Raw genomic sequence first — 24,207 nt, 5'->3', positions numbered from 1 at the left:
CTCAGGAATGCGCTATACCCGCGGCAATCATCCGGGCAATCTCTTCGGCAGATTCCTGTTTTCCTTTCTCCTGCCACATAAGGAACACATTGAGCAGCGCGCCTCCGTAAAAATATAACTCGTAATCCGGAATTTTATAATGCGGCAGAATCCGATTCATCATATATTCGTTCATGGCGTCAATAACAATATAATACAGCTTCGCATGAACCAGTTTCAGAATAAATCCGGCATACTGGTCAAAGTATTTCAATGCATGTATAATACTTTCCACGTCATGGAACTTCCCGTACTTCCCTTTCCCGGAAATACATTCTCTCACATATCCGGCAACAATCTCATGGAAAAAATCTGCCAGCGCATCCTCTTTGCTTTCATAATAATGATAAAAAGTCATCCTGGACACGCCTGCCTTTTTTACGATATCCGAAATCTTTATTGCACTGTACGCCTTTTTGTCCATAAGGGCAAACACGGCCTCACCTATGCACATTCTGGTAAATCTTGTCCTTTTATTATAATTCTTTGAAAATAAATTTGGCATCAGCGCGTTCCTCCGAAGGATATTCTGCTGTATATCATAACATACCTGCCGCCCTTATGGAAGCAGCCCATTGATAACCTCTGCCACAGTTTCTATCCTGTCTGATTTATATGCGTCTGCGCCGCAGAAGATTAATCCGTTTTCTGTATCTCCCTTCACCGCACGGATGAGCGATTCGGTAATACAGTAAGGAATCGCCGCCGGGTTACACTTTTTCAGGCAGCGGCGGCACTTTTTCGGTGGGATATTCTCACCGTACATAACGCGTTCTGTAAATTGGTTCCTGACTGCTCTTCCCGGCATTCCGACAGGGCTTTTTACCAGGATGATATCTTCCTTCTTTGCATCTATATAGGCTTTTTTGTACGCCTCTGCGGCGTCGCATTCTTTCGTCACAACGAATTTACTGGCCGCCTGGACGGCGTCTGCCCCCAGGGCAAATGCCTGGCTGGACAGTTCCCTGCTGCTGATTCCCCCTCCCAGGACTACCGGGATTTTCTTCTTAAACTGTTCTTCATACTGACGGATCCTTTCTATCATTCTTCTGATTTCAGCTTTATAGCTGTCTCCGTTAAGTCCCTCCAGCTGTTCTTTGGTAAATCCCAGATGCCCTCCTGCCTTTGGCCCTTCTATTACAATAAAGTCAGGTACACGGCTGTATTTTTTTGCCCAATACTGAAGAATCACCCTGGCCGATTTCTCCGTTGAGACAATGGGCGCAAGCTTGATGGGATGACGCCCTGTAAGAGCCGGAAGCTCTGCCGGAAGCCCTGCTCCCGATACGATAAAGTCCGCGCCAAGCTTTACTGCCTGTATGACATACTCTTTATAATGGCGCATCGCAGCCATAATATTAAATCCGAGAACGCCTCCGGGCGCAGCAGCGCGCGCTTTTTTTAATTCCTTTCCCATAGCCCGCAGGTTTGCCTGAAGGGGATTCTCGTCAAAATCCTCTTCCCTAAAGCCAATCTGCGCCGCAGAAATCGTGCCCGCGCCGCCTTCTTTTGCTACCGCCCCGGCAAGCCCTGATAAACTAACGCCGATTCCCATCCCGCCCTGGAAAATCGGTTTTTTCAAAATCAAATCGCCTATTTTTAAAGGTTCCATTTTCCTTCTCCCATACATTCTACATCCTGCGAAACCGTCCATACCTCTGACTGCACAGTTCCTCCCCGTCCATCGCGCCATAACTGTCCAGGAATTCCCGGATTTTCAATTCTATCTGGCCGGTCACTTCCTCCAGGTTTTCTCTGGAAAAATCCTCCGGCTCTGCAAAGACATGCTCTACGATTCCTGCTTCCAGAAGGTGGCGGGCTGTCAGCTTCATTACCTCTGCCGCCTGCTGCGCCCTCTTACTGTCTTTCCACAAAATACTTGCAAAACCTTCAGGAGACAAAATAGAATATACAGAATTTTCTAACATCCATACTTCATTAGCCACGGCAAGCGCCAAAGCGCCGCCGCTTCCGCCTTCTCCGATAACAATCGAAAGGATTGGCACTTTCAGCCCCGACATCTCATAAATATTTCTGGCAATAGCCTCTCCCTGTCCGCGCTGCTCGGCTTCCAGCCCGCAGAATGCCCCTGGTGTGTCGATTAGGCAGATAACCGGCCTTCCGAATTTCTCTGCCTGCTTCATCAGGCGCAGGGCTTTCCGATATCCTTCCGGCGAGCACATTCCGAAATTGCGTGCTACATTGTCCTTTGTATTTTTTCCCTTTTCCTGGGCAATGACCGTCACCGGAATTCCATGAAAATATGCAAGCCCCGCCATAACTGCTTTATCATCCGCAAAACATCTGTCTCCATGAAATTCATAAAATCCGTCAAACAGCCTGTCAATATAATCGCTTCCTGCCGGCCTGTCTTTATCTCTTGAAAGCAGCACACATTCCCAGGCGTCATCCCCCTGCCGGCATGCTTTTTTCGCCGCGCGGCCAGGCGTGCTTTTATCTGCTGCCGCCAGACATGAAGAACGCTCCTCTTTTCTATGCATCCGTAAAATGCTGCCAAGTACATCCCTTAGCTCATCCCGCTCTACAATCCTGTCTATAAATCCATGTTCCAGAAGGAATTCTGACCTCTGGAACCCTTTCGGCAGTTTCTGCCTTATCGTCTGTTCAATAACTCTGGGTCCTGCAAAGCCAATCAGCGCCCCCGGCTCTGCCAAAATGATATCACCCTGCATAGCAAAGCTGGCAGTAACGCCTCCCGCAGTAGGGTCTGTCAATACGGTGACATACAAGAGCCCCGCATCACTATGCCGTTTCAGCGCTGCCGATGTTTTTGCCATCTGCATCAGAGAATGGATGCCCTCCTGCATTCTGGCGCCTCCGGAACACGCGAAAATGATAATTGGAAGCCTTTCTTTTTCAGCTCTTTCTACAGCTCTCGTAATTTTCTCACCTACGGCGCTCCCCATGCTGGCCATAAGAAACCTGCTGTCCATGACGCAGAGCGCCGTTTCCGTGCCGCCAATCCGGCATTTTCCGGTTACTACCGCCTCTTTCAGCCTGGTTTTCAGCCTTGCAGCCGCAAGTTTTTCTTCGTATCCCTGAAATTCCATTGGATTTCCGCCTGCAAACTCCCTGTCCCATTCCGTGAAGCTGCCTTCATCTGCCACGCGCTTAATACGCTCATAAGCTTTTACCTTGAAATATCCTCTGCACTTTGGGCACACGTAATAGTCTCTGCGCACATCCTCCGCCACAATGACCGCGCCGCACTTTTTGCATTTACAAAGCAGCCCTTCCGGCACCTCCGGTTTTTTTCCTCTCGCAGTAAAAAATCTCTTATTTGTTTTCTTAAATACATGATCCAGATCCATTCCCATCACCTCTGCATATTTTCAAGAAATCCGATATCCACATTCCCTGCCAGAAATTCCGGATGATTTAAGATACCGTACTGATAGTCAATATTTGTATCTACACCCTCTATAATCATTTCCCCCAGCGCACTCTGTATTTTTCGGATAGCTTCTTTCCTGCTCTTTGCCCACACACTGATTTTTCCAATCATGGAATCATAAAAAGGCGGAATTGCATAACCGCTATAAATAGCAGAATCAACCCGCACCCCTTTTCCAGCCGGAAGATGAAGCCCCGTAACCGTCCCCGGACATGGACGAAAACCTTCTTCCGGTTTCTCCGCATTAATCCGGACTTCGATGGAATGCCCTGCAATCTTCACTTCCTCCTGCGTATAGGACAGCTTTGCTCCCGCTGCAATCCGTATCTGTTCCTTTATCAAATCAATCCCTGTAATCCATTCCGTAACCGGATGCTCCACCTGGATACGGGTATTCATTTCCATAAAATAAAATCTTCCGTCTCTCTCTAAAAGAAACTCAATCGTTCCGGCGCCTACATAGCCTGCCGCCTTTGCCGCCCGGACGGCTGTTTCTCCCATTTCTCTGCGGAGCTTCTCTGACAATGCGCCGCAGGGCGCCTCTTCAATCATCTTCTGATGATTTCTCTGGATAGAACAGTCCCGTTCTCCCAGATGAATCACATTTCCGTGGCTGTCCGCCAGAATCTGAACCTCGATATGCCGCGGACGTGTGAGATAATGCTCCACATACATGGCTGTATCTCCAAAAGCGTTCTTTGCTTCGGTTTGGGCAACATAGAAACTTGCTTCAAATTCGGCCTCATCCGCAGCCATCCGCATTCCCTTTCCGCCGCCGCCAAGCACTGCTTTAATCATCACCGGATATCCTGCTTCCCTGGCTGCTTCCAGCCCGGCTTCCGCATCATAAACCGCACTGTCACTTCCGGGAATCACCGGCACATGGGCGCCCTTCATTGTCATGCGTGCTTCCTGCTTATTTCCCAGCCTGGAGATAATCCCGGAAGGCGGTCCGATAAATACGATATTACACTTTTCACACAGCTCTGCAAATCTGCTGTTTTCCGACAAAAGCCCATAGCCCGGGTGAATCGCATCCGCACCCGATACCACAGTCGCGCTGATAATTTTCTCCATAGCCAGATAGCTGTCTGCAAGCGCCGCCGGGCCAATGCATATCGCCTCGTCCGCAAGCTTCGCGTGAAGCGCCTCCCTATCTGCCTCAGAGTATACTGCAACGGTTTCAATCCCCATCTCCCGGCATGCCCGGATGACGCGCACCGCAATCTCCCCCCGGTTTGCAACAAGAACTTTCCTAATCATGCCCATTCTCTCCTAATTCACCATAAATGTCAGCTCTGCCTGTACGACAACCTTTCCGTCTACACTGGCTGATGCCTCGCCTATTCCCACCGGGCCTTTTTTCTTAATAATTCTCGTTTCCAGGCGCAGCTTATCTCCCGGAACGACTTTCCCTTTAAATTTACATTTATTAATTGCGCCAAAGTATGCCGTTTTCCCTTTATTTTCCGGCAGGGACAGAATCGCTACTGCTCCCGTCTGTGCCAGGGCTTCTACTGTAAGCACTCCCGGCATAACAGGTTCCTGCGGAAAATGCCCGGCAAAGAAATCTTCCCGGTATGTTACGCATTTATACCCCACTGCATACTCCCCCGGTTCATAATCTTCAATAGCATCCAGCAAAAGAAACGGATGTCTATGGGGAATGATTTCTTTTATCTGATTAATATCCAAATGTTTCATCGCTTCCTCCTGTTCCCCCGGACACAGGCGTGATGACAAATAATGTCTGTCCGTACTCCACGGCGTCTCCATTCTTCACCGGAATTTCCTCTACCACTCCGTCACATTCACATTCAATTTCATTCATCAGTTTCATAGCTTCTACAATTCCCAGTGTCTGTCCTTTCCTGACTGTGTCGCCTACAGATACGAAAGGCGGTGCATCTTCTGCCGGAGCCGCATAAAAAATTCCTACCAGCGGGGATTTGACCTGCCTTCCCTCCGCAGCGGCTGTTTCGGCAGCATCCTCCAAACCCTCTTCCTTTCCTGATGTCAGTATCGCCGGAGCCGTTACCTGCGCCTTTTCCCAGCTTTTTTTCATTCTGATTTTCGTTCCGCCCTCTTCATAGCAGAAACTGTCTACTTTCGATTTTGAAACACATTCTACCAGCTTTAAAAGATTTTCAAATTCCATCAGCCAAACCTTTCTTTAATCCTTATATTCTTTTAACAAAAGCGACGCGTTATGCCCGCCGAACCCCAGGGAATTCGTAAGCACGCAGCTCAGTTTCTTTTCCACCGGGGCGCCAATTGCATAATTCAGGCTGCACTCCTCATCTGTGGCTTCTGTTCCCATCGTCTGATGGATATACCCCTCCTCTATAGACTTCACGCACACGATAAACTCTACGCCGCCTGCCGCTCCCAGCAGATGTCCTATCATAGATTTCGTAGAATTTATAACTACCCGCCCTGCCGCTTCCCCCAATGCCTTTCTGATGGCTCTTGTCTCAAATAAGTCATTATGGTGCGTGCCTGTTCCATGAGCATTGATATAATCTACCTGCGATGGCAGAACGCCCCCCTCCTGCATGGCAAGCTCCATGGCTTTTGCCGCGCCGCTTCCATCCTCACAGGGTGAAGTCACATGAAATGCATCTCCCGCAGCGCCATAACCGGCGATTTCCGCATAGATATGCGCCCCCCGCCTTTTCGCGTGCTCCAGCTCTTCTAACACGACAACTCCCGCGCCTTCTCCCAGTACAAAGCCTTTCCTGTCCTTGTCAAAAGGAATAGACGCCCTAAGGGGATTCGTCTCTGTAGAAAGTGCAGTAAGCGCCTGAAATCCGGCCACCCCCGTAGGGTCGATACAGCTCTCCGCGCCGCCCGCAAACATAATATCCGCATCGTCATATTGGATTGCCCGCAGAGCGTCCCCGATACAGTTCGTCCCTGACGCACAGGCTGTTACTACATTTGTACACTTCCCTCGCAGTCCCAGCTGGATAGAAATATTTCCCGCCGCCATATTAGAAATCATAAGCGGAACCATCAGAGGATTCACCCGGTTCACCTTGCCATTCAGGATTTTCTCATATTCTTTTTCAATCGTATGCAGGCTTCCGATTCCGGAACCAACGATGACGCCTGCGCGGAAAGGGTCTTCCTTTGCCATATCCAGCCCGGAATCTTCCAACGCCTCCTTTGCAGCCGCTACCCCATACTGGGAAAATAGCTCCATACGCCTTGCAGCTTTAAAGTCCATCCTGTCGGCTCCTTTAAAGCCCTTTACCTCAGCCGCAAGCTTCACTTTATAATCCGTAGTATCAAACCTGGTAATTTCTCCAATGCCAACCTTTTTCTCCCGGATACTTTTCCAGAACTCCGGCACAGTATTACCGATAGGGGTCACTGCCCCCATTCCCGTCACAACAACTCTTCTTTTCATACTTTCCTCACTTCCGGCACATTTTCTGTTACTGTTTGCGCAGCTCATTCATTTCCTGCGCAAGCCAAGTGTCACATCACCATTCCGCCGTCTACATGGATGACCTGCCCGGTAATGTATTCTGCATCGTCTGAAGCAAGGAACCCCACTGCTTTCGCCACATGCTCCGGGCTTCCAAACCTGCCAAGCGGAATCTGCCCAATCACCGTTTCCCTTACTCTCTCACTCAGTTTCTTTGTCATATCCGTTTCAATAAATCCCGGAGCGACCGCGTTCACCGTGATGCCGCGTCCTGCCAATTCCCTGGCCGCTGTTTTCGTCATGCCGATAACCCCTGCCTTGGAAGCCGCATAATTCACCTGCCCTGCGTTTCCCGTGACTCCTACCACCGAAGCTATATTAATAATCCGGCCGCTTCTCTGCTTTAACATCTGCCGGGATACAAACCGCATTGTATAGAAAGTTCCTTTCAGGTTTGTATCAATCACGGCGGAAAAATCTTCTTCCGTCATTTTCATCAAAAGGTTATCCCTTGCAATCCCCGCATTATTCACCAGAATATCAACTGCCCCGTATTTCTCTGCTACCCGGCGTATAAACTCCTCACATGCGCTGTAACCAGACACATCACATCCATAGCTTTCCGCTGCGCCGCCTTTATCCTTTATTTCCTTTACTACAGCTTCTGCCGCTTCCTTAGCCCCATGATAATTCACAATCACATCGGCTCCTCTCTCTGCCAGCTCCAAGGCAATTGCCTTTCCGATTCCCCTGGATGCGCCTGTCACAATTGCTGTTTTTCCATTTAACATAATCTGCACCCAATATTCTCCATGTCATCCCACGTGGAAATGTGATACACGGATACTTCCTTATTTATTTTTTTCAAAAACCCTGTAAGCGTCCTTCCCGGCCCGATTTCCACAAAGGTATCCACGCCGTCCGCAATCATATACTCCATACTCTGCTGCCACCTCACCGGGGAGGATACCCCTCTGGAAAGCAGCCCGCATATCCTGTCTGCATTCTCTACTTTCTCTGCCGTCACATTCGCCACATAAGGAACCTCCAAAGGATGTACAGAAATTTTCTCTATTTCCTTTTTCAGCTCTTCTCCTGCCGGAACCAGAAACGGTGAATGAAAAGGGCCGCTGACATTTAAGGGAACTGTTCGTTTCGCCCCTGCTGTTTTCAGCCGCTCTGCCGCCGCCTTAACGCTTTCCTTCTTTCCTGTAATTACAATCTGTCCCGGGCAATTATAGTTTGCTATGGACACGCCTTCCATCTCCCTGAGAATCTTTTCTGCCGCTTCTGTCTCCATCCCCAGTATGGCGCACATGCCCCCTTCTCCTTCGGGAACCGTATTCTGCATAAGAATCCCGCGCTTTCTGGCAAGACGAACAGCATCCAGGCTGTTAAAAGCCCCTGCCGCCGCCACTGCCGCATATTCCCCAAGACTCAATCCTGCCGTTATATCCGGCTTCACGCCCCGCGCCGTCAGCTCCAGCGTCATCGCGAGGCACACTGAAACCATAGCCGGCTGTGTATATTCCGTCTTATTTAATCTTTCATCTTTTCGGAAACATACCTCTTTTAAATGAAAGTCCAGGCAACCCTCCACCTTATCCAGAAAGCTTTTTGCCAAGCTGCCGTTTTCATAAAAATCAGCGCCCATTCCTGCCTGCTGCGCTCCCTGTCCCGGATAAAGAAACGCTATTTTACACATATGCCCCTGCTCCTTTCAGCAAAGCATCTGTTTCTTGCACAAGACTGTCTATCAGCTGCCTGCAGCTTATTTCTTCTTTAACCAGCCCGGCAATCTGCCCGGACATTACGCTTCCATGCTTAATATCCCCCTCCTGAACCGCTTTGCGCAGCGCGCCCAGTGTCAGATATTCCAGTTCCTCAAGAGAAGCGCCCGCACTTTCCATCTCCTGGTACTTTTTTGTCATTTCATTTCTCAGAGTCCGTACCGGATGTCCTGTGCTCCGTCCGGTCACACGGGTGTCAATATCCCTCGCTTTTACAATTCTGTCTTTGTAGTTCTGATGTACCTGACACTCCTCTGTCACAACGAAACGTGTCCCTATCTGTACACCCTTTGCTCCCAGCATAAGCGCCGCCGCAATCCCTCTTCCATCCGCGATTCCGCCCGCCGCTACTACCGGAACAGACACTTCATCCGCTACCTGAGGTACTAAAGCCATCGTCGTACTTTCTCCAATATGTCCGCCGGACTCACAGCCTTCTGCCACAACTGCATCTGCGCCGCATCGCTGCATCCTCTTCGCCATAGCCACGGAAGCAACTACCGGAATTACCTTGATTCCTTTTTCTTTCCACATATCCATATATTTTTCCGGATTCCCCGCACCGGTAGTTACTGCTGCCACGCCCTCTTGAGCGATTACTTCCGCAACAGCCTCCGCGTGCGGGCTCATAAGCATTACGTTTACCCCAAAAGGATTCGACGTCCGTTTTTTTGTCTCGCGAATCTGCTCCCTGACCCATTCAGCGGGTGCGTTTGCCGCGCCGATGATTCCCAGTCCCCCGGCTTCGGATACAGCCGCCGCCAGATGATACTCCGCCACCCACGCCATTCCTCCCTGGAAAATTGGATATTTGATTCCCAACAGCCTAGTTAATTCTGTCTGCATATCTCTGCCCCGCCTTTACTTATTCCTGATGCTTTTCAATATACTCCATAACATCCGCCACTGTCTGCAGCTCCTCCAAATCCTCAGAAGGGATTTCTATACCGAAGCTTTCCTCCAGCGCCATTACCATTTCAAACAAGTCAAGGGAATCTGCATTCAAATCCTCTTTAAAAGAAGTCTGCACAGTAATCCCTTCTTCCTCTACGCCTAAATTTGCTGCTACAATTGCTCTGATTTCTTCAAACATGTCTTTTCTCCTCTTTATTTTTCTTAATAATCTGCAATATCTTAGCCCTCTGCCCGGGCAATCGCGGTTTCCGGGAAAGTTTACCGCTTACACCGGCAATCTACTTCCATGTAACAATCACTGCTCCCCATGTAAGCCCGCCGCCGAATCCGGCAAGAACAATCCTGTCGCCGGAGCGCAGCTGCCCCCGTTCTTTCATTTCATAAAGCAGAATCGGAATGCTTGCAGACGAGGTATTTCCATACTCCTGCATATTCATGGGGAATTTGGAAACAGGCTCTTCCAGGCGTTTTGCCGCGGCCTCCACAATCCTTTTATTTGCCTGATGAAGAATGTAATATTTAATATCGCCTTTCTTCATCCGGTTTTCGGAAAGAACGTTTTCAATAACCTGCGGCACTTTTCTTACCGCAAACTTAAATACCGCCTGCCCATCCATCTGCATGTAATATTCTCTGCTGCCATAATCTTTTCCGCCTTCGTTAAAAGGACTCCTGTCGTGCCTGCTCTGCAGAGTGAGCGCGCTTCCCTGGTTCCCGTCGGAATAAACTGCCGGAGCGAACGTTCTTCCCTCTGCTGCCGTAACCACTGCCGCCCCTGCTCCGTCTCCGAACAAGATGCAGGTTCCTCTGTCACTCCAGTCTGTAAGGTTTGAAAGGCATTCGCTTCCCACGATTAAGATGTGCCGGAACATGCCGCTTTCAATATAAGCGCATGCCGTGATATACGCCATAAGAAACCCACTGCACGCTGCGCTCAAATCAAAACACGCTGCATTTGCGGCTCCTATTTCTTTTTGCACTTCACAGGCTGTACAGGGCATAATCCTCATAGGGGAAATCGTAGACACGATAATCAAATCTAAATTTCCCGCCTCCATGCCCGCATCCTCCAGCGCCCCTTTCGATGCCTTTACCGCCATAGAAACTGTAGTGTCCTCCACTGCGATATGTCTTCTCCGGATTCCTGTTCTTTCCAAAATCCATTCATCGCTGGTTTCCACAAATCTCTCCAATTCTCTGTTATCTATTGCATTGTGCGGCACATAAGCACCAATTCCTTTTATCTTGCCAGTCATCTCACAGCCCCTGTCATTTATAGTTATCACTTCCAACAGGATAAATTTTACCAAAACTGTTCCCAAATACAATTTACAAAAATGGGGGAAATGTAAATTTTTCCCTCTGCAAAAAAAATAGAAGCACTAAATGCTCCTATTTCTTAACTCAGTCAAAGCCCCCGCTGCAAGCAGCAGGGCATCAAACTTGAAACGCCCCAAAGGGCGGGGTATTTGACTCTCGCGGCAGTCGCCAAATGCCTGCAAGCAGTCACTTGGCTTATTGCTCACGGGAATAAATTGCTCAAAAGCGCCGTATCTGGTCGGTATCCTCTTCTCCTGTTTTTGTAATCGAACGGATTTCCACATCGTAACTGTAATTTTCATTTACTTTGACGGTTACGCGCTCTCCTACCCTGTGACGCAGGATTGCCTTCCCAATGGGAGACTCCGTGCTAATCAGCCCCGCCAGTGAATTTCCCCGGATACTTGTAACCAGGCGATACGTCTCTTCTTCATCGTCATCCTCACAGTAAACTACAACCGTATCATTGATGCCTACCTCATCCGGCCTGGATTCATCTGAAATAATCTGGGCATTCTTTAACATACGCTCCAGATAACGGATTCTGCTCTCATTTGCATTCTTATCCTTTTTCGCCGCGTGATATTCAAAGTTCTCGCTCAAATCTCCATGCGCCCTGGCTTCTTTTACAGCCTCCAGCGCTTCTTTACGCACCACCAGTCTCCGGTGCTCAATCTCCTGTTCAATTTTCTTTACATCGCTTCTTGTCAGCTTTTCTCCCATTTCCTGCCTCTTTCTTCTACGCGAGATACTCTTCCCACTCTTTTTCCTTAAAGCCTGTGAGCACAAACGTATCTCCCACCACTAATGGACGCTTCACCAGCATCCCGTCCGTTGCCAGAAGGGCATACTGCTCTTCCTCTGTCATTCCCGGCAGTTTATCTTTCAATCCCAGCGCCCTGTAGCTCTGCCCGCTGGTATTGAAGAAACGTTTGAGCGGCAAATTGCTTTTCTGATGAAATGCCTTTAATTCCTCTTCTGTAGGACTTTCTTCTTTGATATGCCGCGATACGTATTCCACCTCATGGGCATCCAGCCATTTTTTTGCTCTCTGACAGGTCGTGCATTTCGGATATTCTATAAATAATACCATCTTATTCTCCAGCCTTTCTCTCTGTCTCTTTCTTCGTCTCAGATTCCTTTTTCGATTCCGGTTCCTTCTCCGTCCCGGACTCTTTCTCTGTCTCAGTCTCCTTTTCTGTCCCACTCTCTTTTTCTGTCACGCTCTCAGCTTCTGTTTCGCTCGCCGTCTCAGACTCTGCCTGTTCAGCGGCCTCCTTCGCATCTGCCATTTCTTCAAAACTTGGAAAATCTATAACAGAAATAATATTCTGCTCGCTATCCGAAATATCCCCGGTATAAGATACCACGATATTCCGCCCCTTCTTCATGCCCTTAGCAAAATACATCCGGGTATTCATAATCCCAAATGTCCATTCCTTATTGCTGCCTGTGATTGTAATGGTCATGTTGTTGCGGTCTATGGATTTGATTTTCCCCTTGGTATTCTTTATTTTCCCGGCATCATCTTCTGCGGCGCTTTCCGACTCAGGCTCCGAGGTCTTGCTTTCCGTTTCTGCTTCGCTCTCCGTCTCGCTCTCTGTCCCTGTTTCTGATTCCCTTTGGCTCTCCTGTTCCGTACCGGTTTCTGATTCGCTTTTCCCTTCTGTCTCTTTCCTGCTTTCTGTCTCACTCTCCGGCTCGCTCAGCTCCTGTACGTCTGCAGAATCTGCCGCCCGTAGAACTACAACATCTGTATCCCTATTATCTGCATACAGCTTTTCTCCCATATACTGCACCGATACCAGATTTCCCACACGGAAACCTCCCCGGAAATCCAGTTCTACATTTTCTATTGGAAAAATAATTTCATTCCCATTATCAGACAATACCGTAAGCTGCTGTAAATCTATATCCACCAGCGAACCTACTATCGTATTCACCTCCCAGGACGCTGTGGCTGCCTCTGTCTGGGTTTCCGTCTCAGTTTCGGATTCCGTCTGCGTTTCCGTCTCTGTCTGGGTTTCTGTTTCTGTCTCTGTTTCCGTTTCTGTCTCTGTTTCCGTTTCTGTCTCCGTCTGTGTTTCTGCCTGTGTCTCCTGCTTCATAACCTCTTGTGTCTCTTCCGCCTTCTTCGTACTGCATCCCGCAATAGACAGACACACTGCAAGCATCAGACACACTGTTCTTTTTTTCATAAATAATCCCCTCCGTTTAGACTCTGCTTTTCATATCTCTAAATCTCCTTACGATTATAGGCTCATACGGGGACAAATACAAGCAAGTTCAGAAAAATTTCAGAAAAAAATTGCGGTTTATCTGTCCTCAAAAACCGCTCTGCTTTTTGAGGGTTTACAGAAAATAAATTCAGTAGTATAATTTATCGGAAAGAACTGCAAAAGAACGGGCGAAGGTATTCCTTCGTCCTCTTTTATAAAAGGAGTGAAAATTATGACAAAGATTGACATTATTTCCGGCTTTCTGGGCGCCGGGAAAACTACACTGATCAAGAAACTGCTGCAAGATGCTTTTCAGGGACAACAGATTGTCCTGATTGAAAATGAATTCGGAGAAATCGGTATTGACGGCGGCTTTCTGAAGGACGCAGGCATCGAAATCCGGGAGATGAATTCCGGCTGTATCTGCTGCTCCCTGGTAGGCGATTTCGGCGCCGCATTACAAGAAGTTGCTGAAAAATACCATCCTGACAGAATCATCATCGAGCCTTCCGGAGTGGGTAAGCTTTCCGATGTTATTCATGCCATTGAAAATCTGAACTCTGATGCTGTTCTCAACAGCGCCGTAACCGTAGTAGATGTATTAAAATGTAAAATGTACCTTCGCAATTTCGGCGAATTCTTCAAAAACCAGGTGGAAGCTGCAGGAACCATTATCCTGAGCCGCACCGACATGGAAAAAGCCACCCCGGATAAAATCGAACAGGCGATTTCCATAATCCGGGATCTGAATCCTGACGCAACTATCATCACCACGCCGGCAGAACATCTTGAGGGAAAGAAAATCCTGGATACCATTGAGGGCGTGAAAACCGACCTTACACATATAGACAAAGAACCGAAACATCATCATGAACACTGTTCCTGCGGATGCCACAGCCATAATGAGCATGAACATGACAAAAGCTGCGGACATGAACATCACCATGAACACGATGAAAGCCGTGAACATGAACATCACCATGAACACGATGAAAGCCATGAACATGAACATCACCATAAACACGATAAAAGCTGTGAACATGGGCACCACCATAAACACCATCATGAGCATGGCGACAACTGCTCATGCGGATGCCACGGGCATGAGCATCACCACCATCATGCAGATGAGGTCTTTACAAGCTGGGGATTTGAAACCGCCCGGAAATACAGCCGTGAGGAAATTTTATCTATTCTCAAAACTCTCTCTGAAGACAGTTCTTTCGGTATGATTTTGCGCGCCAAAGGAATGCTGGAAGCCCCGGACGGAACCTGGATGTATTTCGACATGGTGCCGGATGAATTTGATATTCGGAGCGGAAGCCCTGAATACACCGGGCGTATCTGTGTCATCGGTTCTCAGATGGATGAGGGCAAGCTGAAATCTTTATGGTCTGCAAAGTAAAAATGGGGGAACAATTATGAGTGATTTTAATATTTCCGTCCCTGTATATCTGATAAACGGTATATTAGAAAGCGGGAAAACTTCTTTTTTAAATTTTACGATACGCCAGGATTACTTTCAGATTGATGACCTTACTCTTCTGATTACCTGCGAAGAAGGTGAGGAAACGTTTGATGAAAAGGAACTTCTCAAATACAATACTGTACTGGAAATTATCGAAAACCCCTCTGATTTTACATTCGAATACCTGCGTACGCTTCACAGAAAATACCACCCGGATCGTGTGCTCCTGGAATATAACCCTCTTTGGGGTACTCAGACACTGCGAGGCATGAAACTCCCTCTCGGCTGGGGGATTTCCCAGGAAATCGTACTGGTTGACGGCAGCAGTTATCAGATTTACCGCAACAATATGCAGTCTGTTTTCTCGGAAATGGTAAGGAACGCAGACATGGTGATTTTTAACCGCTGCAAAGCAAATGACCCGCTGACGGATTACCGCCGGGGGCTGAAAGTCGTAAATCCTTCCTGCGAAATCAGCTTTGAAAATGACGAAGGCGAGCTTATTGATTTATTTGAGGATTCTGTTCCTTACGATATGGATGCCAGCCCGATCGAAATCGCCGATATGGACTATGGTATCTTTTATGTAGATATGGACGAGCACCCGGAACGTTACGCAGGCAAGACGGTCCGCTTCCGGGCACGCGCCATGAAAAGCAAGAAAAAAGAAGCCGAATATTTTGTCCCTGGCAGAAAAGCCATGACCTGCTGTGCCGACGATACACAGATGATCGGGTATCTGTGCAAGACTCCTCTTGCTGTGCACCTAAAGCATGGGGAATGGGTACAGGTAACAGCAAAGGTGGCTTATGAATACTCTGGTTTTTATCATGGGCAGGGTCCCGTACTCTACGCAGAACAGGTAACTTCCTGTGAAGCCCTGGCTGATGAAATGGTATACTTTAATTAACAAAACAGCCGCCGTGCGATGTGTATTCCACACCGCACGGCGGCTTCTCTGTCATATCTTATTCTGCTTCCGTCTCTTCTCCCGGCAGATTCTGCATGAAATCGTCAATCGCTGCGGTATCCACACTATAGGTCTTCCCCGCCGCTGTACTGCCCTTTACGAAGCTGTTGTAGCCTGAGTACCCAACCCAGCCAACCACTACTATAGCTGCCAGGACTCCGCAGAACTTCACCAGCCGCTGCTGACGCTTCTCTTTTTTCATCGTTTTCTTCCGGTTCTTTTTCTCCTCTTTATAACGGTCAACTTTTGCCTGACTCATATGATACACTCCTTAACTCAATTTCTATTTAGAGCGCAGAGGCTCCCTCTTGAGACAAGTATACTACATAATTGTGAATTTTGCACGAACATTTCAAAAAAAGTCAAAATTCCCGTTAAACCACGTAACAGTCCGCTCCATTCATAGTGACTAAACGACTACGATAACCCCTCCGTCATTAGCGTACATACTGCTGACGCCCGCCGTATCCAAAACAATAATATCTTTAAAGCCTGCCTTCTGAGCCAACGCATCCTTTACCATTTTCGCTCTTTCCGGACAGTTACAGTGGGAAACTGCCAGAATCTTCTCCTCCGGCCGTTCCACCTTTGCAGCAGTCAATTCAACCATCTGCATAACCGCCCGGTTAATCCCCCTCGCCTGGCCAAGCTGGATAATTGTCCCTTCCGGAGTAGCGCCCATCACCGGTTTTATTTTCAATGCAGACGCCACCATTGCCTTTACCGTACTCAGCCTTCCGTTCTTACGCAGCGTTTCCAGATTTTCGAGTACAAACCATGTATTCTGTCCTGCGATATATGCTTCCACGGTCTCTACCACCTGTTCAAAAGACATTCCTGCTTCTTCACATTCCTGTATTTTCAGTCCGATAAGCGTCTCGCCTACAGAAGCAGAACGGGAATTGAAGACATATACCTTTGCTTCCGGCTGCTGCTCCAGATAAAGATTTTTTCCCAGCATAGCGCTGTTGTATGAGCCGCTCAGCTCTGCGGAAAGAGTCACTGCATATGCGTGATCCACACCGCAGTCAAACGCATCCCTGTAAGCTTCCGGCGACGGACAGGAAGACTTGGGACAATTCGGGCTGGCAGCCACTCTCTTTAAAAAATCTGCCTGGTCAAATGTCTCATCGTCTACGACCGTATGCTCATCTACCTGCAGCGTAAGAGGCGCAGATGTAAACCGCCCGCTTTTCTTCATCTCTTCTGTCAGTTCCCCGCAGCTGTCAATTACTATTCTGTAACTCATGAAAACTATCCCTCCACTTCTTCAATCTATCCATAACGCAAAAAGCAATCTTGCGATTCTTTTATGTAGTTTTAAATACTACGTTATCATAACACAAATATTTCTATTTGTATAGGGAGTTTTCTCTTTCCTTTCTATTTTTTTCAGTGTATACTGGATGACATATAAGATACTATCTGAAATGAGGACAACAACTATGATTTCACTTCACATTTTAAATGTTAAAGACTTCATGTCCCAACTCTTGCTGCATGATACCTTTGACCGCTTCTATCTCACAGAAGCATCCATCACTACCTTCGGCACGTTCCTGATTGACGGACATCTTCAGAAGGGCTACTTTTCTTCTGAAGAACTTGAAAATGAAGAATTCTGCCAACCCTACTCCTATTGGAAACAGATGCGCCCTTTCTGTCTCGAACTAATCAAAGGAAAAAAAACACCATTAAATTTCAAAATCGTCTTCCAGCTTTCGTCATCCAATACAGAAAAGCTCCTGCTGCAAACGGGAGTCGCCCTTACTCCCTCAGATGTAAACGGACTTTACCTGAACCTCCACTATGACGGGCGTTCTCTCCATTGTATAACGGGTACATCCCTGAATCTTTTCACAATGGACAAATCCCTTGAGCACGCCTGGGATGAAATGGTACGGAAGTTCTTCCATGCAAAAGAAATCCCGGCAGAATAATTCCCTTCTATACTCAAAACAGCCGGAAGGTTCTGCCCCTCCGGCTGCTCTCTTCTTATTATGCCCTATTTCGTCAGCAGCGCCAAAATCTCATTGCTCCTGGCGATAAACTTCGTCATCTGCTCCGGTGCAAGCTGCTTATGGCTCAGCATCGCCAAATCATAAAGCTGCCCGCAAATCATCGGCACATGCTCCGAATCTTTATTTTCGAAAATGTACTGTACCAGTTTATTATTCGCATTCAGAACGAGTGTTTCCTGTCCGCCGAACATACTCGGATCCATGCCGCCCATGCCGTACATCTTCATCATATCCTGCATCCTTCTGTTTTCTTCAGAAAGCGTCATCATAGAAGAAATGTTTTCATTTTTCAGCTTTTCTACTTTCACTTCCAGATTTTCTCTTCCTAAAGCTTTGCGGAATACTTCTGTCAGAGTATCTTTTTCCTCTTTCAGCTCTTCTTCCGAAATTTCTTCTCTCATGCTTTCTGTCACATCCGCATCAATACGCAGGAACTTTACGTCCTCATGCTTCTGTTCTACATGACTGATAAATGCCGAATCAATATTATGTTTCAAAAGCACCGCATCCATGCCCTGCTCTTTAAACATATTGATGTACTGGCTCTGCTGTACCTCGTCTGTCACATAATAAAGCTTTGTTTTCGGCTTCTCTTCCTCGCCCTCGTCCCCGGTCTTGCTTTCTTCTACAACTTCCGCTTCCGGCTCTTCTTTTTTATTTTCAGCCACAAAGTCCGTAAAAGTAAGGTACTTATCCTCCAGGTTCTTGTACAAAATGTAATCCATCATCTTGTCGCTGAACTTGCTGTCTTTGATGCATCCAAATTTAATAAACGGACTGATGTCATCCCAGTATTTCTCGTAGTTCTCACGGTCAGTCTTGCACATTCCGGAAAGCTTGTCCGCCACTTTTTTCGAGATATATTCCGAAATCTTTTTCACAAATCCATCGTTCTGGAGTGCGCTTCTCGATACATTCAAAGGCAGATCCGGGCAGTCAATCACACCTTTTAACAGCATCAGGAATTCTGGGATAACCTCTTTAATATTATCCGCGATAAATACCTGGTTGTTGTACAGCTTAATCGTTCCCTCTATGGAATCGTATTCCGTATTGATTTTCGGGAAGTACAAGATTCCTTTAAGATTAAATGGATAATCCATATTCAGGTGAATCCAGAACAGCGGCTCTTTATAGTCCAGGAATACTTTGCGGTAAAATTCCCTGTATTCCTCGTCGCTGCACTCATTCGGGTGCTTCGTCCAGAGCGGGTGGATATCGCTGATGGACACCGGGCGCTTATGAATCTTTACCTTGTCTTTTGCCGGGGATATTTCAACGACTTCTTTCTCCCCGTCCTCATTCTCCTGCTCTTCTGTCTTTGCCTCTTCGTGGATATGCTCAACTACTACATCCTCTTCCGTCAGCTCGCTCTCGTCGATTGTCTCGTACTGCTGCTCTGCATTTGCATTAGAGAGAAAAATCTCTACCGGCATAAAGGAACAATATTTCTGAAGAACTTCCCTCATGCGGTACTCATTGGCAAATTCCAGGCTTTCTTCATTTAAAAACAGTGTGATTTCCGTACCGGCTGCCGTCCTGCTGCCGTCGTCAATCGTATATTCTGTTCCTCCGTCGCACTCCCAATGTACCGGAGACGCTCCTTCCTTATAAGATAAGGTATCAATATGCACCTCGTCAGCTACCATAAATGCAGAATAGAATCCCAGTCCGAAATGGCCAATCATCTCGTCGTCATTTGTCTTATCCTTATATTTTTCCAGGAAATCCGTAGCTCCCGAAAAAGCAATCTGCGTAATATATTCTTCTACTTCCTCAGCCGTCATTCCAAGACCCGTATCAATGAATTTCAGGGTTTTCTCTTCCGGATTTACAATAACTTCTATCTTTGCCTTATATTTTTCCGGAAACGTATACTCTCCCATCATCTCCAGCTTTTTCAGCTTCGTAATGGCATCGCATCCGTTTGACACAAGCTCGCGGGCAAAAATATCATGGTCAGAATACAGCCACTTTTTTATGATTGGAAATATGTTTTCACTGTTAATGGATAAACTTCCTGTACGGTTACTCATAGCACACACTCCTTTGTTCTTTTTTATGTTCATCATTTAAAGCATAGTTTAATACGCCGTGTACAAAATGTCAAGAAAAAATTAGCACTCGTTTTAACCGAGTGCTAACAACTTTGTTCCAAGTGTTGATAAATAAACGAATGTTTGTTATAATAACAAGTTCATAGGTATTTTAAATTAGGGAGGCATCCATATGGAAAAAAGCAAACATACCGCAGGCACAGAACCCGTTCTGAACGCCGACTTTCAGAAAACAGCAAATCGGGTATCCATCGTTACCATTATCGGAAACCTGTTCCTTTCCGTTCTTAAACTTTTGGCCGGAATATTGTCTCATTCCAGCGCCATGATAAGTGACGCAGTCCATTCTGCGTCGGATGTATTCAGCACCGTAATTGTCATGATTGGCATTAGGCTTGCCTCAAAAGAATCCGACAAAGAGCATCCTTACGGCCATGAGCGGCTGGAATGCGTAGCCGCCCTGATTCTGGCCATGGTTCTCTTCCTTACCGGGCTTGGAATCGGCATCGAAGCATTAAAAAATGTCCTTCCCGGCGCTCACCGCACTCTACAGATACCTGGAAGATTCGCCCTGGCCGCGGCAATTGTATCCATCATCAGTAAAGAGGCTATGTACTGGTATACCGTTATCCATGCACGGAAAATTGATTCCGGCGCATTGATGGCAGACGCCTGGCACCACCGTTCCGACGCCTTTTCCTCCATAGGTGCATTGATTGGAATCGCCGGAGCGAGGCTTGGTTTTCCCGTTATGGATTCCATCGCCAGCCTGGTCATTTTTGGATTCATCCTAAAAGCCTCTTATGATATTTTCAAAGACGCCGTTGACAAAATGGTAGACCATTCCTGTGACGAAGAAACAGAAAGCCAAATCTCAGCCTGCACCATGAAAAACCCACAAGTAAAAGGCATTGATTTGCTCCAGACCCGTATTTTTGGAAACAAAATCTATGTGGATTTGGAAATTGCGGTGGACGGCTCCTACACCCTCCAGAAAGCACACGAAATCGCGGAAAAAGTACACGATGATATCGAACAGGATTTCCCAAAGATTAAACATATTATGGTGCATGTAAATCCGGCGAAAAACCACTCTTAACTAATCTACAAAAGCTCTTTCATCAAAAATGCATAGACATCCTGGCATTTATCTTTCCAGCGGCCGCAGATAGCCGCCGCCTGCGCCTCCAGCGGCACTGTCAGGGACAGACTGATTAAATCTGCATTTCGCTCTTTCACTCTGCATTCCGCCGTGTATTCTCCTTCGGTGGTCTTATAATAATCCGCCGTAACAGCTACCTCATTGCGGAGCTGGTAGCTGTTTTCTTTCAGATACTGGTCTATATCTTCCCTGATTGCCCGGGAAATCTTCTTCCCAAAGTACGTCAGTGTCTCTTCTCCGGCTTCCGTAATATGGTACTGGGAAGTGTTGCGTATTTTCTCCTGCCGAATCAGGCCGGAATCTATCAGCTCATGGATAATCTGCTGCAAGGTAAAATACGTCGTATACCCCTGCTCCAGCACAAAGTTAGATATCTGTGCATTTGTAAGCGGAAAATTCACCTTTTTCAGCATATATAGAATAATCAATTTGTATAACGTATGTGGTTCTGCCATTGCTTACTCCTTTCCTGTGAAACAGCGTCCCTGCCATGTCTGGCGCATCTTCATTTCATGGTGAATCCGGTTGAGCACCTCCCGCTTTCGCATACTCCATAGAGGCGCTATGAGAAGCTCCTTTGGTCCGTCCCCCGTCAGGCGGTGTATCGTAATATCCGGTGAAAGGGATTCCAGACAGCAGATGACCATATCAATATATTCCTCCCGGTTCAGCACATGGAACCCCGGAGACGCATAATATCCGGCTAAATCTGTCCCTTTCAGCACATGAAGAAGCTGCAGCTTGATTCCCTGAATGTCCCGGCTGTTCAAATACTGCATAGTCTGGAGCACATCCTTCTTCGACTCTCCGGGCAGTCCCAGAATCGTGTGAACCACCACTTCCAGCCCTGCCCCTCTCAAACGTTCCGCTGCCTCCGTAAAGCAGGACAGCGGGTATCCCCGACGGATAAAGGCAGCCGTTTCCTCATGAATGGTCTGAAGTCCCAGTTCTACGCTGACAGGCTTCTCCCTGTTCAGCGCGGTCAAAAGCTCCAGCACATCATCCGGCAGACAGTCCGGGCGTGTCCCGATAGAAAGTCCCACCACATCCGGATGGGCGAGCGCTTCCGTAAAAATCCGCTCCAAATAGCCAACAGGCGCATAAGTATTCGTATATGCCTGGAAATATGCGATAAAATGCCTTGCGGGAAACTTTCCGGAAATCCCTGCTTTCTGTTCTTCAATCTGCTCTGTAACAGACATAGCTGCATCCCCGGCAAAGTCGCCGGAACCGCCCGCGCTGCAGAAAATACACCCTCTGCTCCCCAGAGTCCCATCCCGGTTCGGACAGGTCATTCCTCCGTTTAAAGAAACTTTATAAATCTTTTCCCCATACCGCTCCCTGAGATGATAGTCCAGGGAACGGTACGGCTTCTCACCCCATAACCGCATAATCTCACCTTAATCAAACCAGCCGCAGCTGCCCAAAATCTGTAACAGCTCAGCCAATCTGCCCTGTTACATGCAAAAATCCATTTTAAACCGCTTCGCGATGGGATTCTTCTATATGAAAACAAAAATAATTATAATGCAGAACATCTCAAAAAGCAATAACCACAAAAATACTAATTTTCCTTGCATTTTCCATATTATCGGTTACAATGGTATTGCCGCATAACAAATCAGGCGCCCGAAATGCGCCATTGGAGGTAAATATGATTAGTGCAAATAATGTAACATACCGTGTGGGCAAAAAAGCCTTGTTTGAAGATGTAAATATTAAATTTACGGAAGGAAACTGCTATGGCCTGATCGGCGCCAACGGCGCCGGAAAATCCACATTCCTGAAAATCCTTTCCGGCAAATTGGAAACCACCAGCGGTTCTATCGCGCTCACCCCCGGACAGCGTCTGTCTGTGTTGGAGCAGGATCACTTTAAATACGACGAATATCCCGTACTGGATACCGTTATCATGGGTAACCGCCGTTTGTATGATATCATGAAGGAAAAGGAAGCCATCTATTCCAAAGAGGACTTTACGGACGAAGACGGTATCCGTGCCAGCGAGCTTGAGGGCGAATTTGCCGAGATGAACGGCTGGGAAGCGGAATCAGACGCCGCTATGCTCTTAAATGGACTGGGGATAAATACGGAGTTCCATTACTCCATCATGAAAGACTTAAACGGAAATGAAAAAGTGAAAGTATTGCTGGCAAAAGCCCTGTTCGGCAACCCGGATATCCTTCTTCTGGACGAGCCGACCAACCACCTCGACCTGAACGCCATTGAATGGCTCGAGGAATTCCTGATTAACTTTGACAATACTGTGATCGTCGTGTCTCACGACCGCTATTTCCTCAACAAAGTCTGCACCCATATCGCAGACATCGACTATGGGAAAATCCAGCTCTATGCCGGAAACTATGACTTCTGGTACGAGTCCAGCCAGCTTCTCATCCGCCAGATGAAAGAGGCAAATAAGAAAAAAGAGGAAAAAATCAAAGAACTCCAGGACTTTATCTCCCGGTTCAGCGCCAACGCTTCCAAATCCAAACAGGCGACCTCCAGAAAAAGAGCTTTGGAGAAAATTGAGCTGGATGAGATTAAACCCTCTAGCCGTAAATACCCTTATATTGATTTCCGCCCCAACCGTGAAATCGGAAATGAAATCCTGATGGTTGAAAATCTTTCAAAAACCATTGACGGCGTAAAAGTCCTCGACGATATTACTTTTACATTGGGACACAACGACAAGATCGCTTTTGTAGGCGGAAACGAACAGGCAAAAACTGTATTTTTCAAAATCCTTATGGGTGAAATGGAACCTGATGAGGGTACGTTTAAGTGGGGCGTCACTACCTCCCAGGCATATTTCCCTAAAGACAATACCGAGGAATTTGACAACGATTTGACGATTGTAGACTGGCTGACCCAGTTTTCCGAAATCAAAGACGCCACCTATGTGCGCGGTTTCCTTGGAAGAATGCTTTTTGCCGGGGATGACGGCGTGAAAAAAGTAAAAATTCTCTCCGGTGGTGAGAAGGTGCGCTGCCTTCTCTCAAAAATGATGATTTCCGGCGCAAATGTACTGCTTCTGGACGAGCCGACGAACCACCTAGATATGGAATCTATCACGGCTCTGAACAACGGCCTGATTAAATTCCCCGGCGTGCTGCTCTTCGCCTCCCACGACCACCAGATTGTACAGACTACCGCCAACCGCATCATGGAAATCCTTCCGAACGGAAAAATGATTGACAAGATTACGACTTACGACGAATACCTGGCAAGCGATGAAATGGCGAAAAAGCGTCAGGTTTATACGACAGACGGAAATCCGGAAGATAATTAACCGACAGCCCGTCAGATCCAAAAGCGCTCGGTAGTGTAAATAAGTTTGTGTTTTTGGAAATAAATGGCTCCTTTTTGGTAAGAATTAGGATATGGAAATTCTTATC

25 protein-coding genes are annotated in these 24,207 nt (G+C 47.3%); 5 read left to right on the top strand and 20 right to left on the bottom strand.

All coding sequences use genetic code 11. The annotated features are described in order from the left end of the window. Position 1: 1 nt before the first annotated feature. The 15 genes from NFR99_RS11080 to NFR99_RS11010 all read right to left on the bottom strand — a co-directional run bounded on the left by NFR99_RS11080 (position 2) and on the right by NFR99_RS11010 (position 13,110). Complete coding sequence (locus NFR99_RS11080; protein ID WP_120484485.1) at positions 2-544, bottom strand: TetR/AcrR family transcriptional regulator; 543 nt, start codon at positions 542-544, stop codon at positions 2-4. A gap of 54 nt (positions 545-598) precedes the next feature. Then, positions 599-1,651 (bottom strand): NAD(P)H-dependent flavin oxidoreductase, encoded by a 1,053-nt coding sequence (locus tag NFR99_RS11075; protein ID WP_251353632.1) that lies wholly within the window; start codon positions 1,649-1,651, stop codon positions 599-601. A gap of 19 nt (positions 1,652-1,670) precedes the next feature. Then, positions 1,671-3,371 carry an acetyl-CoA carboxylase carboxyltransferase subunit alpha gene (locus tag NFR99_RS11070; RefSeq protein ID WP_135976100.1) on the bottom strand — a complete coding sequence of 567 codons (1,701 nt, stop codon included), beginning with the start codon at positions 3,369-3,371 and terminating at the stop codon, positions 1,671-1,673. 5 nt (positions 3,372-3,376) lie between these two features. Then, entirely contained in the window at positions 3,377-4,717 is a 1,341-nt protein-coding gene (gene accC / locus NFR99_RS11065) for an acetyl-CoA carboxylase biotin carboxylase subunit (protein WP_120484483.1), read from the bottom strand. A 12-nt stretch (positions 4,718-4,729) separates the two neighbouring features. Then, entirely contained in the window at positions 4,730-5,158 is a 429-nt protein-coding gene (gene fabZ / locus NFR99_RS11060) for a 3-hydroxyacyl-ACP dehydratase FabZ (RefSeq protein ID WP_120484482.1), read from the bottom strand. Continuing rightward, entirely contained in the window at positions 5,139-5,612 is a 474-nt protein-coding gene (gene accB / locus NFR99_RS11055; RefSeq protein ID WP_251353631.1) for an acetyl-CoA carboxylase biotin carboxyl carrier protein, read from the bottom strand. Before accB ends, fabZ begins: the two co-directional genes overlap by 20 nt. Positions 5,613-5,627: 15 nt before the next feature. Next, entirely contained in the window at positions 5,628-6,866 is a 1,239-nt protein-coding gene (gene fabF, locus NFR99_RS11050) for a beta-ketoacyl-ACP synthase II (RefSeq protein WP_251353630.1), read from the bottom strand. Between the two features lie 71 nt (positions 6,867-6,937). After that, complete coding sequence (gene fabG, locus NFR99_RS11045; protein WP_251353635.1) at positions 6,938-7,678, bottom strand: 3-oxoacyl-[acyl-carrier-protein] reductase; 741 nt, start codon at positions 7,676-7,678, stop codon at positions 6,938-6,940. Continuing rightward, a complete protein-coding gene (gene fabD, locus NFR99_RS11040) occupies positions 7,672-8,592 on the bottom strand; it encodes an ACP S-malonyltransferase (RefSeq protein WP_251353629.1) in 921 nt (306 codons plus the stop codon). The genes fabG and fabD overlap by 7 nt, the downstream gene beginning before the upstream one ends. Continuing rightward, complete coding sequence (gene fabK, locus NFR99_RS11035; protein WP_120484479.1) at positions 8,585-9,523, bottom strand: enoyl-[acyl-carrier-protein] reductase FabK; 939 nt, start codon at positions 9,521-9,523, stop codon at positions 8,585-8,587. The genes fabD and fabK overlap by 8 nt, the downstream gene beginning before the upstream one ends. A 19-nt stretch (positions 9,524-9,542) precedes the next feature. After that, positions 9,543-9,770: an acyl carrier protein gene (gene acpP, locus NFR99_RS11030; protein WP_120484478.1), complete on the bottom strand. Its 228-nt coding sequence runs from the start codon at positions 9,768-9,770 to the stop codon at positions 9,543-9,545. A gap of 100 nt (positions 9,771-9,870) precedes the next feature. Next, positions 9,871-10,848, bottom strand: a complete 978-nt coding sequence (locus NFR99_RS11025) for a beta-ketoacyl-ACP synthase III (RefSeq protein ID WP_120484477.1) — start codon at positions 10,846-10,848, stop codon at positions 9,871-9,873. 283 nt (positions 10,849-11,131) lie between these two features. Further along, complete coding sequence (gene greA / locus NFR99_RS11020) at positions 11,132-11,635, bottom strand: transcription elongation factor GreA (RefSeq protein ID WP_120484476.1); 504 nt, start codon at positions 11,633-11,635, stop codon at positions 11,132-11,134. Positions 11,636-11,651: 16 nt separating this feature from the next. Further along, complete coding sequence (locus NFR99_RS11015; RefSeq protein WP_135976098.1) at positions 11,652-12,005, bottom strand: arsenate reductase family protein; 354 nt, start codon at positions 12,003-12,005, stop codon at positions 11,652-11,654. Between the two features lies 1 nt (position 12,006). Continuing rightward, positions 12,007-13,110, bottom strand: coding sequence for a hypothetical protein (locus NFR99_RS11010; protein ID WP_251353628.1), 1,104 nt, complete (start codon positions 13,108-13,110; stop codon positions 12,007-12,009). 253 nt (positions 13,111-13,363) lie between these two features. Between NFR99_RS11010 and NFR99_RS11005 the strand changes: the two genes are divergently transcribed. Together NFR99_RS11005 and NFR99_RS11000 are read left to right on the top strand one after the other, a co-directional pair. Beyond that, positions 13,364-14,536 carry a GTP-binding protein gene (locus NFR99_RS11005; protein ID WP_251353627.1) on the top strand — a complete coding sequence of 391 codons (1,173 nt, stop codon included), beginning with the start codon at positions 13,364-13,366 and terminating at the stop codon, positions 14,534-14,536. Between the two features lie 16 nt (positions 14,537-14,552). Then, the gene (locus NFR99_RS11000; RefSeq protein WP_120484472.1) at positions 14,553-15,509 is read left to right on the top strand and encodes a TIGR03943 family putative permease subunit; all 957 of its coding nucleotides are present in this window, start codon (positions 14,553-14,555) and stop codon (positions 15,507-15,509) included. Between the two features lie 58 nt (positions 15,510-15,567). On the opposite strand, the gene NFR99_RS10995 is transcribed toward NFR99_RS11000, so the two are convergent. Together NFR99_RS10995 and NFR99_RS10990 are read right to left on the bottom strand one after the other, a co-directional pair. After that, a complete protein-coding gene (locus NFR99_RS10995) occupies positions 15,568-15,828 on the bottom strand; it encodes a hypothetical protein (protein ID WP_120484471.1) in 261 nt (86 codons plus the stop codon). Between the two features lie 150 nt (positions 15,829-15,978). Next, on the bottom strand, positions 15,979-16,818 hold the full coding sequence (locus tag NFR99_RS10990) for a DegV family protein (RefSeq protein ID WP_120484470.1): 840 nt from the start codon (positions 16,816-16,818) through the stop codon (positions 15,979-15,981). A 196-nt stretch (positions 16,819-17,014) separates the two neighbouring features. Here NFR99_RS10990 and NFR99_RS10985 point away from each other — a divergent pair, with 196 nt between their 5' ends. Further along, positions 17,015-17,509 carry a DUF5721 family protein gene (locus tag NFR99_RS10985; protein WP_120484469.1) on the top strand — a complete coding sequence of 165 codons (495 nt, stop codon included), beginning with the start codon at positions 17,015-17,017 and terminating at the stop codon, positions 17,507-17,509. Positions 17,510-17,574: 65 nt separating this feature from the next. On the opposite strand, the gene htpG is transcribed toward NFR99_RS10985, so the two are convergent. Further along, on the bottom strand, positions 17,575-19,626 hold the full coding sequence (htpG, locus tag NFR99_RS10980; RefSeq protein ID WP_120484468.1) for a molecular chaperone HtpG: 2,052 nt from the start codon (positions 19,624-19,626) through the stop codon (positions 17,575-17,577). Positions 19,627-19,819: 193 nt separating this feature from the next. Here htpG and NFR99_RS10975 point away from each other — a divergent pair, with 193 nt between their 5' ends. Then, complete coding sequence (locus tag NFR99_RS10975; RefSeq protein ID WP_251353626.1) at positions 19,820-20,746, top strand: cation diffusion facilitator family transporter; 927 nt, start codon at positions 19,820-19,822, stop codon at positions 20,744-20,746. A gap of 5 nt (positions 20,747-20,751) precedes the next feature. Here the strand turns inward: NFR99_RS10975 and NFR99_RS10970 are convergent, their stop codons facing one another. After that, entirely contained in the window at positions 20,752-21,264 is a 513-nt protein-coding gene (locus NFR99_RS10970; protein ID WP_120484466.1) for a DUF4364 family protein, read from the bottom strand. Between the two features lie 3 nt (positions 21,265-21,267). Beyond that, positions 21,268-22,200: a tRNA modification radical SAM protein MnmL/YtqA gene (gene mnmL / locus NFR99_RS10965; RefSeq protein WP_120484465.1), complete on the bottom strand. Its 933-nt coding sequence runs from the start codon at positions 22,198-22,200 to the stop codon at positions 21,268-21,270. A 263-nt stretch (positions 22,201-22,463) separates the two neighbouring features. On the opposite strand from mnmL, the gene NFR99_RS10960 reads away from it, so the two are divergent. Next, on the top strand, positions 22,464-24,101 hold the full coding sequence (locus NFR99_RS10960; RefSeq protein WP_251353625.1) for an ABC-F family ATP-binding cassette domain-containing protein: 1,638 nt from the start codon (positions 22,464-22,466) through the stop codon (positions 24,099-24,101). The last annotated feature ends 106 nt before the right edge of the window (positions 24,102-24,207 follow it).

It is taken from the genome of Hominisplanchenecus murintestinalis (genome assembly GCF_943193015.1).
Taxonomy (GTDB): Bacteria; Bacillota; Clostridia; order Lachnospirales; family Lachnospiraceae; genus Hominisplanchenecus_A; species Hominisplanchenecus_A murintestinalis.
The sequence above is the reverse complement of the archived record's forward strand: the minus strand, read 5'-3'. Positions and strand labels throughout refer to the sequence as shown.

Coding starts and splice junctions, on each gene's coding strand:
- NFR99_RS11070 (WP_135976100.1), bottom strand. CDS start 3,371: ATGGATCTGGATCATGTATTTAAGAAAACAAATAAGAGATTTTTTACT.
- NFR99_RS11080 (WP_120484485.1), bottom strand. CDS start 544: ATGCCAAATTTATTTTCAAAGAATTATAATAAAAGGACAAGATTTACC.
- greA (WP_120484476.1), bottom strand. CDS start 11,635: ATGGGAGAAAAGCTGACAAGAAGCGATGTAAAGAAAATTGAACAGGAG.
- NFR99_RS11010 (WP_251353628.1), bottom strand. CDS start 13,110: ATGAAAAAAAGAACAGTGTGTCTGATGCTTGCAGTGTGTCTGTCTATT.
- fabG (WP_251353635.1), bottom strand. CDS start 7,678: ATGTTAAATGGAAAAACAGCAATTGTGACAGGCGCATCCAGGGGAATC.
- NFR99_RS10995 (WP_120484471.1), bottom strand. CDS start 15,828: ATGAGTCAGGCAAAAGTTGACCGTTATAAAGAGGAGAAAAAGAACCGG.
- htpG (WP_120484468.1), bottom strand. CDS start 19,626: ATGAGTAACCGTACAGGAAGTTTATCCATTAACAGTGAAAACATATTT.
- NFR99_RS11005 (WP_251353627.1), top strand. CDS start 13,364: ATGACAAAGATTGACATTATTTCCGGCTTTCTGGGCGCCGGGAAAACT.
- fabZ (WP_120484482.1), bottom strand. CDS start 5,158: ATGAAACATTTGGATATTAATCAGATAAAAGAAATCATTCCCCATAGA.
- NFR99_RS10970 (WP_120484466.1), bottom strand. CDS start 21,264: ATGGCAGAACCACATACGTTATACAAATTGATTATTCTATATATGCTG.
- NFR99_RS10975 (WP_251353626.1), top strand. CDS start 19,820: ATGGAAAAAAGCAAACATACCGCAGGCACAGAACCCGTTCTGAACGCC.
- fabD (WP_251353629.1), bottom strand. CDS start 8,592: ATGTGTAAAATAGCGTTTCTTTATCCGGGACAGGGAGCGCAGCAGGCA.
- NFR99_RS11075 (WP_251353632.1), bottom strand. CDS start 1,651: ATGGAACCTTTAAAAATAGGCGATTTGATTTTGAAAAAACCGATTTTC.
- NFR99_RS10990 (WP_120484470.1), bottom strand. CDS start 16,818: ATGAGTTACAGAATAGTAATTGACAGCTGCGGGGAACTGACAGAAGAG.
- fabF (WP_251353630.1), bottom strand. CDS start 6,866: ATGAAAAGAAGAGTTGTTGTGACGGGAATGGGGGCAGTGACCCCTATC.
- NFR99_RS11015 (WP_135976098.1), bottom strand. CDS start 12,005: ATGGTATTATTTATAGAATATCCGAAATGCACGACCTGTCAGAGAGCA.
- fabK (WP_120484479.1), bottom strand. CDS start 9,523: ATGCAGACAGAATTAACTAGGCTGTTGGGAATCAAATATCCAATTTTC.
- NFR99_RS11000 (WP_120484472.1), top strand. CDS start 14,553: ATGAGTGATTTTAATATTTCCGTCCCTGTATATCTGATAAACGGTATA.
- NFR99_RS10960 (WP_251353625.1), top strand. CDS start 22,464: ATGATTAGTGCAAATAATGTAACATACCGTGTGGGCAAAAAAGCCTTG.
- accB (WP_251353631.1), bottom strand. CDS start 5,612: ATGGAATTTGAAAATCTTTTAAAGCTGGTAGAATGTGTTTCAAAATCG.
- NFR99_RS10985 (WP_120484469.1), top strand. CDS start 17,015: ATGATTTCACTTCACATTTTAAATGTTAAAGACTTCATGTCCCAACTC.
- NFR99_RS11025 (WP_120484477.1), bottom strand. CDS start 10,848: ATGACTGGCAAGATAAAAGGAATTGGTGCTTATGTGCCGCACAATGCA.
- acpP (WP_120484478.1), bottom strand. CDS start 9,770: ATGTTTGAAGAAATCAGAGCAATTGTAGCAGCAAATTTAGGCGTAGAG.
- accC (WP_120484483.1), bottom strand. CDS start 4,717: ATGATTAGGAAAGTTCTTGTTGCAAACCGGGGGGAGATTGCGGTGCGC.
- mnmL (WP_120484465.1), bottom strand. CDS start 22,200: ATGCGGTTATGGGGTGAGAAGCCGTACCGTTCCCTGGACTATCATCTC.